Source organism: Vibrio sp. 10N.261.55.C5 (assembly GCF_041470505.1).
In the GTDB taxonomy this organism is placed as follows: Bacteria; Pseudomonadota; Gammaproteobacteria; order Enterobacterales; family Vibrionaceae; genus Vibrio; species Vibrio crassostreae_C.
On the sequence record NZ_JBFRMS010000023.1, the window covers coordinates 1 to 15,147 of the forward strand.

Sequence of the window (15,147 nt, forward strand, 5' to 3'; positions counted from 1 at the left end):
AAATTGACTACACAGGTCGTAAATGGGTTTGTAATAGTGGATACAGGCAAGAAGGTGATCAGTGTATAGACTATTAAATGGCCAATCGAGCTTGTTCCATGGAAAGTAGTGAACAAATTTCAGCGCTAATATTTTAGCGCAATTTATGATCAAACTTTATCACTCTGAGTGTTGTATATGACCCGTTTCAGGGGCATTTATGATCAAGCTATATTATCCACTGACAGCTTCTACGACTCTAAACGGACAGGCATTGCCAGCTGGGGGAACCATGTGGCTTGCAGGGACAAACTGCAGGATATGCTTAGTGGATATTATCTGAGCAAGGAAACGACTGGATTGATGGGTTTTTAGGCTAATTTCTGATCAAGAGACAGGTGCTAACCATCTATCCAGTTGGAAGCTCCAAACCATCATGTGTATTTTAACCTCTTTCCAGTCTTCCAGAGTGACTCAGCACTCGGTCATTTTCGATAATGCATATAAAGCCTGTTTTAATGTAATCAGGCAAAGTATGCACTGTACGAAGGTATATTAATTGGCAAATTTGCCTTATAAAGAGTTTCATGAATAACTAATATTAGAATTCCTGAAACTCTTTTCTGTCCAGAGCCGTGCTGACTGCTCGGCTGACTCGGATCTGCCCCTTTGTAAGCTAGTACTGACTCTCATAGATAGACATGAGTAAATTCCTTTGACGAGAACATACACTTTCAATTTTTCCGAGTTGTAGAGATACTGACAGCACACGCTTGTGTGGGTAAAAAATTAATAGGTTATATGTATGCTGAGCATTATTGATATAGTGACAATCATAGCAATGGTTGCAGCTGTTATCGCTGCAATCCCAATTGTTAGGGATTGGTTGCCTATAAAACTGTCTGATAAAGAACGTGATGTTCTGTTATTAGCGAAAGTTGATGATGGATATCCATATATGATTTTGTTCGTGTGTGGTTTAAGTAAAAGGTCTTATGTTCAGACTCCCTTCAAGCACGACTCAAACATTTATGTTTCTGACGAAATAGCTTCACTTACATGCAAAAAACTAATCAATGTCGCATTTTTACGTCAGGGTGGAGACTATGTAGGAGATGGGCAATTTGTTTGGTACATGTTGACTCAAGAAGGCATTAAAGTTTTGAACAGGTTAAATCAAACATAGAGTTCATGACCTAAACCAATGTGATTAAGGTAAGTACAAGAAGTTGTTCTCGTGACCTGTTATGGCTAATGAGCGTCACACTTCTTTGCCCCAAAATGTGCTGGACGAAGCGCTAGCAGCCATAAAATTAATTTGGGTAACAAGCAGTTACCCCATTCCATAGCTAGTACGAGCTTCACCTATCCTCAACCAGGGTGGAAATGGACTAATCGTGGCTGCTGCACTTCTACTCAGTTTTTGTTGCACCGCAATCAATCCTCATTTATTGAGACGCCAGCTTTAAGTGCGTAGTATCATAAAAATATCAAATCAGTGCTGGTGATCTTATTCTCTAGCATATGTCAGGCGTATACTAGCGTCAGTTTGATACTTAGAGAATTACTCATGTCAGTTATACGCCATATAGAAATACAAAACTTTCGAACAATCAAGAAATTATCATGGCACCCAAAGCCAGGATTAAATTGCCTAATTGGCCCCGGTGATTCAGGTAAATCTACATTGTTAGATGCTATCGATCTTACGCTCGGTGCTCGACGTTCTTATACATTCAACGATGCTGATTTTTACCAACTTAATATCCAGTCTCCACTATCGATAACAATCACCCTAGGTGACCTGCATGATGATCTGAAGAATATCGAAAGCTATGGATTCTTCTTAAGGGGGTACAATGCTACTACTCAAGAAATCCTTGATGAGCCTCAGCAAGGTACTGAACCTGTTCTAACCATAAAATTAACTGTAGATTCTGACTTAGACCCAGATTGGCGACTGTATTCGGAAAGGGCTGAAGCGGATGGATTAGAACGTAGATTACCATGGAAACATAGAGAGCTTTTATCTCCTGCTCGCTTAGGAACAACTGCGCACCAGAACCTTGCCTGGGGAAGCCGTTCAATCCTTAACAAGCTTTCTGAAGAGACATTGGATGTATCAAGCACTCTTGCGCAGTTAGGAAGGCAAACTCGTGAAGCCTTCGCACAACAGCAAGTTGAAGGGGTTGCTGGCGTTTTGCAACAAGTCCAGAATATATCCAATGGCTTAGGTGTTCCTGTTGGCGAACTGAAAGCATTATTAGATGTAAATGGAATCTCCTTATCTAATGGTGCTATAAGTCTTCACAACAGTGATAATACTCCTCTTAGACAATTAGGAACAGGTTCGTCCAGACTTCTAATTAGCGGCCTGCAGAAAGCGGCCAGTAACTCTAAAGTAATCATTGTTGATGAAGCTGAATACGGATTAGAGCCATATCGAATTACTCGTTTACTTAACGAGTTAGGCTCTAAAGATGCTGAGCCAACGCAGCAAGTATTCATCACAACTCACTCGCCTTACGTACTTCGTGAATTGCAGGCTCAACAACTTCACGTAATGCGCAGACCTACACCGGCTCAGGAAGCTTTTGACCCTGAACGTATTCAACATACGATATACAGTCTAAACGGAGAAGGTCTACAACAAGCAACGTTACGCGCTTGCGCCGAATCTTTCTTCAGCAAAAGTGTTATCGTATGTGAAGGAAAAACGGAAATTGGAATAGTAAGAGGAATAGACCTTCATTTCGGTCAGACGATTACATCCAAAGGCGTCCATTGCGCGGACGGCGGTGGTGATTCCATGTTTGCAAGGGCGCAAGTTTTTTCGTCACTAGGTTACCCTACAGCAATTTTTAAGGATTCAGATAAAGCTGAACAGCATCGAGAGCACAGAGAAAATGCTATAGCAGCTGGTATTTCTGTATTTGAATGGGATCATAATAGAGCAACAGAGGATGTTATCTTTACTGCTTGTCCAGCGGGCGTTATCCCAGAACTATTGAATATGGCCGCCGAAAGGAAGGGAGCCGACTCAATAAACGCTCATATTCAAGCCTATTCAAATCAGTCGATAACTCTAGAAGATTGCCTTAGCCGATTTACAGATGACCAACGAGCAACCCTCGCAAGAGCTGCCAATAAAAAGAGCTGGTTTAAAGATATAGAACCCGCAGAAAATGTTGGTAGATATATTATTGGCCCTAATTACGGTTCTTTCACCGAAGAGTTAACTACACCTGTACATAATCTGTTTAGCTGGGCGAATAATTAATGAATATTGAAGCTGTGCTCGATAGCGATTTAGGTTCAATTGTTGCGCCTGCAGGTTGTGGTAAGACACACCTGATTACGGAAGCTTTGTCGATTCGGGCGCAAAAACCAATATTGGTTCTAACACATACAACTGCTGGTGTATCCGCTCTTAAGAAGCGCTTACGCCGACTATCAGTTCCTACTTCTTATTATGTAGTGACAACTATTGATGGTTGGGCGCTTCGAATAGCTAATAGTTTTCCGACATCTTGCCCAATAAGCGCATCCCCCGATAATCCTCGACAGTTTTATCCGGAACTCAGGCGATCGGTGCTTAGTTCTCTTAATTCAGGGGGACTTCACGAAATCATAAAGGCTTCATATTCAAGACTGCTAGTCGATGAATACCAAGATTGTGACAACAACCAACATAATATCATCGCCTCCCTTTCACAAGTGCTGCCAACGGTGGTTTTTGGTGACCCGATGCAATGCATATTCAGTTTTGCAGGCCCAATGCCTGACTGGCAGCAAGAAGTGCAGCAAAGGTTCCCATTGCTTGGTACCTTAGGTACACCATGGCGTTGGAACAATGCAGGAGCGCCTGACCTTGGTGAATGGATACTTGATGCCAGAGAAACACTACTACGAAGAGAAAGCTTAGATCTTACTGACTGCCCGAACCACGTGCTGTGGCGTCCACTAACAGGTAACGCTCAGACTGACCTTATTAATCAGCACAATGCTCAACAAAGGATAATCAATCAAAATCAGACTGATTCTTTTCTTGTCATTGGTAGTTCAATGAACGAAAGGTCTCGACATAGATACGCGCAAAGTAGTCGTACGACTCAAGTCGTTGAGCAAGTCCAATTAGCTCAGGTTATTACTGCAGCTAGCGAGTTTGATCGTTTAAACGGTATAAATCTGGTGGAAAGTATTCTTACTACAGCGAGTACAATGGCTACTAATGTTGAAATGGCACGAACACTAACCCGTGTTAAAAGTATTCTTGGTGGAAGAAACAGGCAACCACCAACCACCTTTGAACATGCTCTATCTAACGTTGCCAGTAGCAATGAACGCTCTGACATTTTGACGGCTCTCCAAGAAGTTGAGAGTAAAAATGGCACCAGGATATACCGTAGAAGCGCATATACTGCATTGAAAGACTCAGTATCATTGTCGGTTAGTTCACCGGATAAAGCTATGTCAGAGTCTGCAATGATTATAAGGGAGCAAATAAGACAAAAAGGTGATACCCGAATCCCTAAACGAGCAATTGGCTCAACATTGCTACTTAAAGGACTGGAAGCCGATCATTGCTTAATTCTCGATGCTAATGAAAGAGGAATGGACAATAAACACCTGTACGTTGCACTTTCTCGTGGAGCAAAAACTGTCACCGTTTTCTCTCGAAATAATCAAATAAGCTAATTGCTACGCAAAATGTAGTGTTGTCACCTGCGAGAGAGTGATAGAGCTCATTCACCGAGCATTAAAGTATCAAACTAACATGGCAGTGAGCGTATAGGCGATCCTGCCATTTCCAAATCAGAAATGCCCCAGACAACTCTGGTAATCGTCGTCATACAGCCCTTTCATCAACTGAGTTCATCAAAAAATGCATTAGTAACCATCTGATTTGTCTTAATATGATAGAATCGCTCATTAAATCCAGTGTATTACCAAAGGTAGATTGATGGCGTTTAGAGCTCGAATAATCGGCGATACTTCTCTATTTAAAGGTGAAAGCTCGGCGGAGAATGCTTTCACAATAGTTATTGGAGACAACGGTTGCGGAAAAACCCAGTTGTTACTTGATATCTGCAACTACTACCAAATGCTATTTGGTGAATTGTTGAGTTCAAAGTCTGCTGATATTCGCGTCATACGTCGAGATTACTTTAAACAGGACTTAAAATGGGGCGCGATCGAAAAAGCTTTTGAGCATCAAATTCCTCAAAAACTTATATGTGCATCAACTAGCCAGTTTGAAAAATTTGCCGAAAACTGGAAGTTAAAGAATGACTTTGTACAAGGTGGATACTATGCCTACATTGGTTCAAAGCCATTTGCTCCTGACCGACTACCTTCTACTCGCATAGCATCAACGGCTTTGAACCAGTTATTAGCGAGGGATACTTATGATGCTCGTAAAATACAATCCCTCCGCAAATTTCTTTTAAGTTTTGGATTTGATGATGTTCTGAAGATTAGCTTAGAACCTATATTTTCCTTCGATGAACTGAATAAAGCAAAAAGTGGTGATCCTGATGTTGCTCCTGAAACTCAAATAGCGTTGCGAAAAGCAAATGAATATTATGAGATAGAGGATATCAGTGAGTTGATTCTTCTAATGGAATTTATCATTGATAAACCAGAGGTTTTGCTTTATTTCAGTGACTCTGGTGTTCTTCTCGATTCTGTATGTAAAGAAAAGCCCATCCCATACAATTCAAGAGAACTTGCAGATTTGCTCATGTCTGGGCTAGTAAGTGTTGCCAACATTGAAACAGTTAACGGGCAATGTTTTCTCGAACCAGGGTTATCAGAGAGTGCAAAACTACGACCTCTAGCTTCTAGAAGTTCTGGCGAACAATGTCTGTTCTTGTTGTTTCTAGGCATCATTTCATCTATTGATGATAATTCTTTAATATTAATAGATGAGCCAGAAATTAGTTTACACCCTTCTTGGCAGCAAAGATTTGTTGAAATTTTAAATGAGTCCCTTAGTGAATATTCTGGGTGCCACTTCATAATTGCAACTCATTCACCGCTTATAGTTTCAGATATTGCGGTTAAAAATTGTGAAATATTGGACATGACTGAACAAGTACTTACAAGTGCTTCAAAGCATAGCTTACGTTCATCCGACTATCATCTTGCCACTCTCTTTCACAACCCTGGCCATAGCAATGAGTATCTAATAAAAACAGCTATTTATGTATTCTCAAAGGTAAAGTCAGAAAAAAAATTCGATAATCAAGATCTAGAAAAACTAAAAATGCTTAACGATCAATTATCTATGCTACACGAGGATGACCCCGTTGTAGAGTTGGTAGAAATGCTCAATGAGGTTTATCGTAAATATGGCTGACATTGAAAAAGAGGTAGTATTTTCCAAGGAACAGAAACAACTAATCCAGGAAATAGTTGGGGATGAAAACTTCTCCCACCATGATTGGACCAAGGAAGAGCAAAAAGAATCATTACAAGCTTTAAGATCACATATTCGTAAGCATTACAGAATCGAGCAGAAGGCAAAATGTGCTTATTGTAGAAAAGACGTCAGTGTTCAATCTGCTTCAAATTGCCATGTCGAGCACATTGCGCCAAAAGAAATGTATAAGAAGTATATGTTTTATCCTAAAAATTTATGCGTTGCTTGTGCAGATTGTAATTCCATCAAATGGAATCGTGATACCATAAAGCCACTTAGCAACGGAGAGCGGAAAAGGTATCCATCTTCGTCAGGGGCTTTCTTGTTAGTCCATCCTCACTTCGATGATTATGCAGAGCATATCGATATTTTTCGTGACCGTTGGTATGTGGACAAAACTAAAAAAGGGCACTTCACTATTGGGTTGTGTAAATTGAATCAACGTTCTATCGACTTTGGCTATCTTGAGCCTGATGAAATGATGGTTTTAGCTGAAGATCTTCGCGATGCGAAATCGAAAGGCGCCAGTCACCTAGTAGATTTAATTAAGGAACGTATGCGTGAGCTACTTGATGATTAAAGGCGCTATAGATTAACAATGTTGACGGACTTCTATTCATCAATTGATGGTTAACTGAGCAGTTCCCCTAACAAGGTTCTGTCCAAAAATCTGTTTCAGCAGGAGTAGTGCTTACCCCTAAAAGTTTCAATCTTTAATGTTAAAGTTGCGAACTTTATTGTCTGAGTTTCGATCTTAGTTGTCCACCGACATTTAGGTGAAGGCGCTCAGGGCTGGTGGCTCATACCTGGAGTGGATGTCGAGCGTTGATTCGATGGCAGGCTGTGAGTCTTAAACTCTCTCTGTTGGCCAAGACTCACTTTATTTCTTCCACCAGCATGCATCACGGCTACGTAATAGAGTTTATTTTCGCACGAAACGGGGAGCACTTGAGAGATTAGATAGCCATTCAGAGCTCCTGAATCTTACCTCGATAACACTCGATATCATCCATATCTTCGATACAAATGGCCGCAAATCTGTCCAGATTCAGGTGGGTATAAAGTTCAGTGTCCTTTGTGATTGGGTGCATGACGAAGACCTTTGCCCCAAGAGGTACGATCAATTCACTGTTGTAGATAGTATGATATACCCCTTTTTTTGTTTCTATCGTATATATTTTTCGTTCGAAGGAATCTAACGCTGGTGAAAATTTTTGAGCGTACAATCGTTCGTCTGTGTTCGATTTACTGCTTTGATTAATCAAGGTGTCAACTTGTTCAATGTATTTGTCACTGATATCAGACAGTCCTTTACCCATCCACTTGATACCTCCTAAGAAAGAAAAAAAGACGATGATGGCTAGTAGAGCTGGAAGGTATAGGTTTACAGCGAGTTTTTTGTTAACAAATTGGTTCTTCATAGAGTAAATCCTAATAGACTTTTTTCGATGTTCAAAAAGCAACAATGCAACGAGAAGAGAATTTTTTACAAGTACAAAGCTATATCTTATCGTTGCCAATCTTTTATACATTACCGGACAATTACTATTAGCAATTAGTGACCCAAATTAGGAATATTAATTACCGAATGCAGTCACTTTGATGTGTATAAAAGATCTACATTCAGAAAGGGGGGCTCACCGTCTAAGACGGACATTGGCTCAATACGTATTTGCTGGTGGACGCCCCCATCCGTCATCACGACAACGAAATAGAATGCTCTTTGATGCAATACGAAGCCGTGGTCAGGCTTTCATTCTCCATTTCAAAATACCAATCACAATAGTTCTCCTGCTGATCTTGGCTCGCTTCGTCGAGCATTACTTTTAGCTCATCGCAGTTCATCGACGGACGTTCAAGCTGCTCTTCAACAAAGAGGTCCGGGCAAGAATGGATGATGCGCTGTTTCACGTAATCGAATATGTAACCCAAAGCGTCGGCGTAATTGTTGGAGATGTACGGTTCCAGATCTTTGCTCGATACGCCATCAGACTTGCTTCCGTGATGGTAGTTCGATGAATACACGGTAATGGTTTGGCTCATGCTCTTCTCCCTGTTTTTGAATGACGGTTTATGTACCTGAACTTTTATTCTATGGCTGCACACTATTTTTCCCCCCTTTCGATCAATGTGTGTAGGGCATATATCACTCCAAACCCCAAATGGGGGGCGAGGGAAGTAAGGGGGTGGATACTGGAGATATCTAACGAACAGAGCGAGATATTTAATGCAAACATTTAAAGCGGAACTGCACTCGGCATTCACATCAAAGACCGTTGAATTTAAAACGGACAAAACAGGTCTAGCTCTAGTGAGGCTTGCTAAAAAAGAGCTCAATTGTACTGGCTATAAGCTTCAACTTGTTGTTCATTCCGGTGACTTCAAGCAATGGGTGGCACCTGATTTCAGTATGACGTTAACCCCCATTCATTGATTTGGTGGTCAAGGTCGCGTCGCGTTAATACAGAGCGCATCCAGAATATAAGGGCTTTACGATGAGCAAGAAAGAGTGGGCTATCTTCAAGACGTGCCGGAAGCGTGATCAAGGTATTCGCGGTTCAGGTAAACCTGAGTTTGTGAATGTCATTGAAAGAGATTTGGGTATCCATGTCAGTCGTGATGCGGCGGTGCGTGCCTTGGTTGTCAACTACTACCCGGAACTCAACGACTCGGATATCGAGCACATTAAGAGGGTATCAAAAGAATTTCTAAGAGGGACAATGGGGCATTACAAGATCATGACCTGTTAGATTGATGTCATTGATTGTCACTGAGGTGATACTGTCTGTGTGAGATGGCACTGCGCTCTCTAAACTCGGCATGCTAACAACGCTCACTCCCCCCAACTCCCCCCGTAAATGCCTCTGAAACCCTAAATTGCTGGCCATCGTCTCGTTCTGGGGGGAAGGCATATTTCATTACGCATAATGAACCTGTCCTCAACCAATAACAGGTTCATATCATGTCAATTAATACAGCAACGAATACAGAAGAAAACACAGCAACGATTTATGAAGTCCTTGATAAAGCCAATCAGTTCACAGGCTTCGGCGTAAGACTGAACGGTCATGCGGCAGATGTGTTCGGTATTGATACCGATGAAAGCTTTGGTCATTCAGAAGAGGCTCATGACTTTGCAGAGCAATGCAAATATGAAGCGGGAGCAACCATTGTTTGGGCCTGCAACAAACCGTGGTGGGCATAGTATGAGTATTCAAGCGAGTCCAGAAATGGCGAAAATGATCTGCGTTAATCCTGACCACATGGAGGGGGTCACGGTGACTGACCTTCCTGATGACAAATTGGCCGTCATAGAGCAAGTAACAATTCCGTCGTTTTGCTATGACAACAGCGCTCTGGCTTTGAATTTACTGAATGCAGACTGTGTGGTTTACGGGGTTGCGATGGTGAATTGTGGCGGCACTTGGCTACCGATAGAACACTGCTGGCTCAAACTGGCTGATGGCGACTATGTAGACCCTACCTATCAAGTATTGGCTAAACTTAACGAGCGAAAGTATGAAGTTATCTATTACAAACTCTTTGAAATAACATCAGATTTGATGAGTGAAATGAAACAGGCTTATGGTGAACTGAGTCGCTTTGTTGGCGTAGAGATGATGTGGTTCCGACGCTCGACGGCGTATCGACAATATTTTCTAGGTTGATTGTTGGTGACAGGGCTTTTTAGAGTGAATTATTATGCAACTATATCCATTCATTTGATTGTCATTCAGAGGATTTGGGGGTATAACCCCCGTGTATTTTTTAACCAATTCGGTGTGTAAGATATCCAATTGCATAAACTGTGCATATTTTGACCTGCTATTTCCGCTTGATTACGTTCCCTCACTGTCTTTCCATGACAACACCGTTTCTTTGCATTGCTTCAAGTGAAGTTGTCATACCTTTCCTCTATCATCTGAATAGTATTCGCGCTCGTGTTCCCAATGTGGCTTAGGTTTAAGCGTTCTGTGTTTGGTTTGTGGTACTGAGAGCGGCTGTTGGGTCATACGGGAATGGATGTGCTGGTCTTTAAAAGTACCAATGAAATTCGTCCATGATAACGATGGGCTTTCCCGCACGTTTGTTCTTAAAGAAGGCACCTCGGGGGAGTTGGTCATTTGGGTGGAGTTTGTGCTGCCACTCTTTAAACGCTGCCGTTTTTAATCGATACGCTTTGTCTTGTTCGGCTTTTGCAATGATATGTTTTAGTTGTGCCGCAGTTGGGCTTGTTTGTGTATGTAACATGGCAAGTTCCTTATCGCTAGTTCGTTAGTGAGTCGTCCAGCAATGACAATGGCCAAGCATACGACTCGATTTGTTGGACGGCGACTTCAATGTTGTTATGCAGCTCTTCTAAACCCATCGATTTCGCACAGCGCTCTTTGGTGACAAGGAAATCTTCTAGTTTGGCCGCTGCTAAGGATTGTTCGAGGTTATCTCTGGTAACCTGTTTGCCATGATTTAAGCAATTCTCTCGATACTCGGCCACCAGCACGATATCAGCTGGGTGAGAGGTGATCCAATTTTCAATGACTGACATTTCAAGGTGGGTTTTACTCGCCATGAGTTGACCTAATTGACCGAATGATACGAGGATTATCGTTACAGAGAACGCGAGCACTGATTTTAGGGTAAAGCTCGTAATTTTCTTTAGCATTGTGATGTCTCCAATTTCTGACGATATCCATTTATAACAAGAAGGGCTCGGTGAAATTTCAATTAGCCGCAGAGATTCCTGCCTTTATTTGCAGTAAAGTTCGGTGACTTGTGCATCCTCGATGTCCTCCCAGGATCTTGAAACGGGTTTGGGCTCGGATAGGATATCGTAGGTGCCATCGTAACGTTGCTTGGCGGCGTAACCGATGTAGGGCTCACCGATACGTGGTTTGCTATGTGATTCACTGTATGGATTGACTGGCTTGTAAGGTCGGCTGTTGAATGGCATACCCAAAATATCTCCGTCTTGATCGATGAGTCCGAGAAATTGATTGTTATCGTAGTGGACAGATACCACTGAAACGGCCATTAAGCTTGTCGAGATTTTGATTTCGCATTGAAGCTGTGTTGCCATGTGAACTCCGTATGTCCGTGATGGTGTTACATTGTTTTGGCTTTCGGTGACTAGCGACCAACTAGGCCGCTAGTTCATGGGTACTGGAGACGACGGTATTAAGCGGCTATTGGTAAAGCGTAGTTCATCGGTATGTGCTTGATATTGGCCGAAACCAATGCTTTTGCCACGGGAGGACAAACAGAATTACCACAGCGTGCGACCTGTTTGGCTTTGCTGATTTTCTTTCCATTTTGGTCAAATTGAAATTGATAGTCTTTTGGAAAGCCTTGAGCCAAGAAGAGTTCATGGGGCTCTAGCATTCTCATACCGATATCGATCACTCGATAGATAGCACCGTGCATCTTAACCATCACTTCGCCCCGCACGACAACGAGCCCAAAGCGCTCTTTGGTGGTTAACGTGTGAACTGGCGTAGTGATGTCAGTGCCGAAATTAGAACCAAAATACTTAATGAGAAAGCTGTTGACGATCCCTAAGTGATTGCCACCAGCGCTCACTGTATGAGCCGGTTCACTCACTGTATGCCCAAGATTGGTGCCTCTCATCTTAATAACGTGACTGGTAGTAACTGTGTCCACGTCTTGACCAAACAGGCGTTCATATTCAGCGCGTGTCCCTCCCCATCTTTCAGTAGATTGAATCCATTCTTCATAGGTGGGAATAATCGATTTTTCGACGTTCGCTGTCACTAATGCGTTGTGGTCGACGCCTGTGATCGTCGCTAACGGATCATTGATATCGGCACCAGAACATCCTGAAAAATGTTTGGCCATGAACGCTAACAACTCTTGGTTGTTGTCCTTGACCGATGGCGAGTCATTATTTTGCTCATTGGGGAATGCTTGCTCTAAATCTGCTGACACAACAGCAAAATGCCCCCCTTTCACCTGAGCGCAAATGGTTCTTAACGGCTCATCGATTGGCATATTGCGTTGACTGCTCGCATTGGCGTGTTCGGTAATGAATGGTCGTTGGTTTTTGTGCTCGACGATATAAGGCGCATCAGAATCAAAAACGAATTCTTGTAACCCCTTGGCGATACGAGCCATGGTTTTCTCTACCAATGGCTTTTTACGATTGAATATGGATTTTACAGGGATAGTCCAATCAATCACGTCGGCAGCAACCTTTTGTGGGGCTAATTGATTATTGATTGCTGGATCACCGTGACTGACTTCTGGCCATTCAATCGGTTGTCCGTCATTTCTCATGACCATAAACAAACGCTTTCTAATCGTTGGTACGCCGTAGTCACTTGCCACTAGTTCACGGAAATCAACATCGTACTGGAGCCCTTTGAACAGTTTGAGCTTCTGCTTAATGTCGTATTGAATCCCACAAGCAAGTACGCATTCTTTCCACGACGGGTCACGAGGGGATAACCCTACCGTCAGCGCTTTGGTGAAATCTCTGAATGTCTCTCCCTTACGATCAGGATCTGGTCGCCAGTCGCCGTGCTCATCTTGTAATAAGGGACCCCAAGTGCTGAATTCTTTAACGTTCTCAAGAAAGTTAGCGCGAATTGGGACCCGTAGCGCCCACTTGATGACAACCCAAGCTAACCCACGTATTGCTTGCTTGACGGGCGTACCTCCTTTCGCAATCGAGAAATGGGTGCAATCGGGTGACCACCAAGCCAATCCGATAGAATCACCTCCACTGCGAAGTAAGGCTTCTTCAGGGTCAACATCCCAGATGTTTTCACAGTAATGCTGCGCGTTGGGATGGTTCATTTTGTGCATGTTGATCGCGTCCAAATTGTGATTAATCGCGATGTCGACTGAGCACTCTAACGCTTGTTCGATACCGGTACTGGCACCTCCGCCTCCCGCAAATGAATCAAGTACCACTTCTCCCTTTAATAACCCAAAGGCTTTACCCATACTTTTTGTTATCTGGTTGTTGTTCATTAGGGTTCCCATGGTTGACCTCCTAGTTGGACATTATTATTCGGCTGATATTGAGCACAGTCAGCTGCTGAATGAATAATTTAGCTCGCCATAGTGAGCTATCCCCCCATTTCTTTGTTCGCTGGGGATTGGATAATGGCTTGTGCGATTTTAGGGGGGAGGTGAGGGTCATAGTTCAGTATCTGCACTACTCAGTGTGGTGTACTCATTCTTAAAGCCGTACTGTCAACTGGCTATGGCCGTAGGCGGTTTTGCGGGAGGCAAGAGGTAGGGGTCACATTGCAAATCCTGAACGCAGCCCTGAGTTCTAATCGATCGTGAAAAAGCGATATTTATAGTGGGAACGCATGTGCGGGTAGTGCGACCCCACTATAAATAAATCAATCGCTGTGCTCACAACGCCGTATGTCAAAATACTTCAACACTGCCACTCTTTACTAGACGATGAACGTCAGTTCGGTTTCAGTGATTTTCACTTTAAGATTCTTCCAAGAGTTGTCAGCTAAGGTCTTCTCAATCGTGCCTAAAGGGAGGTGTTCGCCAAAATCGTCGCCACCTGCGATGTCCCTTGAATTATCCCACCACTCATCATCATCCAACTTAGGATCACACCCGTTGGCATATTGAATGTTGTTCTCAAAGTCATTGTTTTTTTGACTGCCAACGGTTTGACCAATGTACAAGCCTTGGTCTTTGGCAAGGAAAAACTGGGTTTTATTGTGCTTCTTACAGAATTGGACAAGTTCTTCCACTTGCTGACGAGTAAAGATTGCGATTCCCATAATGAGTTCCTTTTTTTGTGGATGTCCTATCAAACTACGCGAGCAAATTGGGGGGAGCAAATCAGCACCAGGCGGAAACGGGGGGAGAAATGAACCGAGCAGAAATTATGTGGGGAAACAGTTGGCACCATAAATAGCCTTATTCATTCGTATTGCCATTAAATCAACTTCGTTAATTATCTCTCCCCCGTTTCATTCACTATCCATTGTCATGATTGCCCTGCCAGCCAGTTCGGGGGGAGTGGCATTCAGCTCTCCCTATGATGGGCCATACCTTATGTACCCACATCACTTGGAGATTGACGATGATTAACTCTATCCAAACCGATATCCAAAAGTTCGCTGAAACAAGCAGCATGGAACTCTATCTCTCACTGGCATTATCGACTAGCCATCTTACGAAAGATGACTCCGAACGCTTGAGCGTTTTGGTTCAACAACACAGTAACACCCACACACACGTTCTAGAGCGAGAGTATGGCTACTTTATTAAGCTGCAAGCCGCTGACCCCGATGACTCAATGAGCAGTGAAGGTCTAACCCTCAATACGATGGATGGTATGAGTGACACATTTAATCAAATCATGGCTTGGGCAACGTTCAACCACATCGGCTTAATTGAATTCGACCGAGACGCCAATCAAATCCCTTTGTTTGAGACTTTCGATTGGTAACTGCGGGACGTTTAACCGCTTGTTCACTGCCAATTCGTTTCATTCCACATCCAGTATCACAACCAACACTAAGGTGATGACCATGACAGACACAATTCAAATGCAAGATATCGACGCGACTCCACAGACCCAAGATCTATTAACGCTCGGTGAGCTTAAGGAATTCATCGACCAGTCACTGGCGAACGGGAGTACAGAGGAATCCATTGTTTACAACACTGGCATTCAAGGTGTTTCAGTGAGGCTCAATGACGCTGGTGGTCTGTGTCTCGACGAATACGGGTATGAGCCCGAATAA

General features: G+C 43.0%; 18 protein-coding genes. 11 read left to right on the forward strand and 7 right to left on the reverse strand.

Going from position 1 to position 15,147, the window contains the following annotated elements:
* Nucleotides 1–784 precede the first annotated feature (784 nt).
* From AB4263_RS10300 to AB4263_RS10320, 5 genes are all read left to right on the forward strand, one after another.
* Nucleotides 785–1,165, forward strand: coding sequence for a hypothetical protein (locus tag AB4263_RS10300; protein WP_372050532.1), 381 nt, complete (start codon nucleotides 785–787; stop codon nucleotides 1,163–1,165).
* Nucleotides 1,166–1,549: 384 nt separating this feature from the next.
* Entirely contained in the window at nucleotides 1,550–3,259 is a 1,710-nt protein-coding gene (locus AB4263_RS10305; protein ID WP_372050534.1) for an ATP-dependent endonuclease, read from the forward strand.
* On the forward strand, nucleotides 3,259–4,677 hold the full coding sequence (locus AB4263_RS10310; RefSeq protein ID WP_372050535.1) for a UvrD-helicase domain-containing protein: 1,419 nt from the start codon (nucleotides 3,259–3,261) through the stop codon (nucleotides 4,675–4,677). The genes AB4263_RS10305 and AB4263_RS10310 overlap by 1 nt, the downstream gene beginning before the upstream one ends.
* Nucleotides 4,678–4,942: 265 nt before the next feature.
* Nucleotides 4,943–6,340 carry an AAA family ATPase gene (locus tag AB4263_RS10315; RefSeq protein ID WP_372050536.1) on the forward strand — a complete coding sequence of 466 codons (1,398 nt, stop codon included), beginning with the start codon at nucleotides 4,943–4,945 and terminating at the stop codon, nucleotides 6,338–6,340.
* Nucleotides 6,333–6,983, forward strand: coding sequence for an HNH endonuclease (locus AB4263_RS10320; RefSeq protein ID WP_372050537.1), 651 nt, complete (start codon nucleotides 6,333–6,335; stop codon nucleotides 6,981–6,983). Before AB4263_RS10315 ends, AB4263_RS10320 begins: the two co-directional genes overlap by 8 nt.
* Before the next feature lie 388 nt (nucleotides 6,984–7,371).
* Here the strand turns inward: AB4263_RS10320 and AB4263_RS10325 are convergent, their stop codons facing one another.
* Together AB4263_RS10325 and AB4263_RS10330 are read right to left on the reverse strand one after the other, a co-directional pair.
* The gene (locus tag AB4263_RS10325) at nucleotides 7,372–7,824 is read right to left on the reverse strand and encodes a hypothetical protein (RefSeq protein ID WP_372050538.1); all 453 of its coding nucleotides are present in this window, start codon (nucleotides 7,822–7,824) and stop codon (nucleotides 7,372–7,374) included.
* Nucleotides 7,825–8,101: 277 nt separating this feature from the next.
* Nucleotides 8,102–8,446, reverse strand: a complete 345-nt coding sequence (locus tag AB4263_RS10330; protein WP_372050539.1) for a hypothetical protein — start codon at nucleotides 8,444–8,446, stop codon at nucleotides 8,102–8,104.
* A 184-nt stretch (nucleotides 8,447–8,630) separates the two neighbouring features.
* Between AB4263_RS10330 and AB4263_RS10335 the strand changes: the two genes are divergently transcribed.
* From AB4263_RS10335 to AB4263_RS10350, 4 genes are all read left to right on the forward strand, one after another.
* Entirely contained in the window at nucleotides 8,631–8,837 is a 207-nt protein-coding gene (locus AB4263_RS10335) for a hypothetical protein (RefSeq protein WP_081230226.1), read from the forward strand.
* 61 nt (nucleotides 8,838–8,898) lie between these two features.
* Nucleotides 8,899–9,153 carry a hypothetical protein gene (locus AB4263_RS10340; protein ID WP_102305693.1) on the forward strand — a complete coding sequence of 85 codons (255 nt, stop codon included), beginning with the start codon at nucleotides 8,899–8,901 and terminating at the stop codon, nucleotides 9,151–9,153.
* 212 nt (nucleotides 9,154–9,365) lie between these two features.
* Nucleotides 9,366–9,608 carry a hypothetical protein gene (locus AB4263_RS10345; RefSeq protein WP_102305692.1) on the forward strand — a complete coding sequence of 81 codons (243 nt, stop codon included), beginning with the start codon at nucleotides 9,366–9,368 and terminating at the stop codon, nucleotides 9,606–9,608.
* Between the two features lies 1 nt (nucleotide 9,609).
* Nucleotides 9,610–10,071: a hypothetical protein gene (locus AB4263_RS10350; protein WP_372042082.1), complete on the forward strand. Its 462-nt coding sequence runs from the start codon at nucleotides 9,610–9,612 to the stop codon at nucleotides 10,069–10,071.
* A 367-nt stretch (nucleotides 10,072–10,438) separates the two neighbouring features.
* On the opposite strand, the gene AB4263_RS10355 is transcribed toward AB4263_RS10350, so the two are convergent.
* From AB4263_RS10355 to AB4263_RS10375, 5 genes are all read right to left on the reverse strand, one after another.
* Nucleotides 10,439–10,654 (reverse strand): hypothetical protein, encoded by a 216-nt coding sequence (locus AB4263_RS10355; protein ID WP_372050540.1) that lies wholly within the window; start codon nucleotides 10,652–10,654, stop codon nucleotides 10,439–10,441.
* 16 nt (nucleotides 10,655–10,670) lie between these two features.
* The gene (locus tag AB4263_RS10360; protein ID WP_154723879.1) at nucleotides 10,671–11,066 is read right to left on the reverse strand and encodes a hypothetical protein; all 396 of its coding nucleotides are present in this window, start codon (nucleotides 11,064–11,066) and stop codon (nucleotides 10,671–10,673) included.
* Nucleotides 11,067–11,150: 84 nt separating this feature from the next.
* Nucleotides 11,151–11,480 (reverse strand): hypothetical protein, encoded by a 330-nt coding sequence (locus tag AB4263_RS10365; RefSeq protein ID WP_372050541.1) that lies wholly within the window; start codon nucleotides 11,478–11,480, stop codon nucleotides 11,151–11,153.
* A gap of 98 nt (nucleotides 11,481–11,578) precedes the next feature.
* On the reverse strand, nucleotides 11,579–13,405 hold the full coding sequence (locus tag AB4263_RS10370) for a DNA cytosine methyltransferase (protein WP_372050542.1): 1,827 nt from the start codon (nucleotides 13,403–13,405) through the stop codon (nucleotides 11,579–11,581).
* 425 nt (nucleotides 13,406–13,830) lie between these two features.
* A complete protein-coding gene (locus AB4263_RS10375) occupies nucleotides 13,831–14,175 on the reverse strand; it encodes a DUF3085 domain-containing protein (RefSeq protein WP_136987140.1) in 345 nt (114 codons plus the stop codon).
* A gap of 305 nt (nucleotides 14,176–14,480) precedes the next feature.
* On the opposite strand from AB4263_RS10375, the gene AB4263_RS10380 reads away from it, so the two are divergent.
* Complete coding sequence (locus AB4263_RS10380; protein WP_372050543.1) at nucleotides 14,481–14,849, forward strand: hypothetical protein; 369 nt, start codon at nucleotides 14,481–14,483, stop codon at nucleotides 14,847–14,849.
* An 82-nt stretch (nucleotides 14,850–14,931) separates the two neighbouring features.
* Entirely contained in the window at nucleotides 14,932–15,147 is a 216-nt protein-coding gene (locus tag AB4263_RS10385) for a hypothetical protein (RefSeq protein ID WP_136987138.1), read from the forward strand.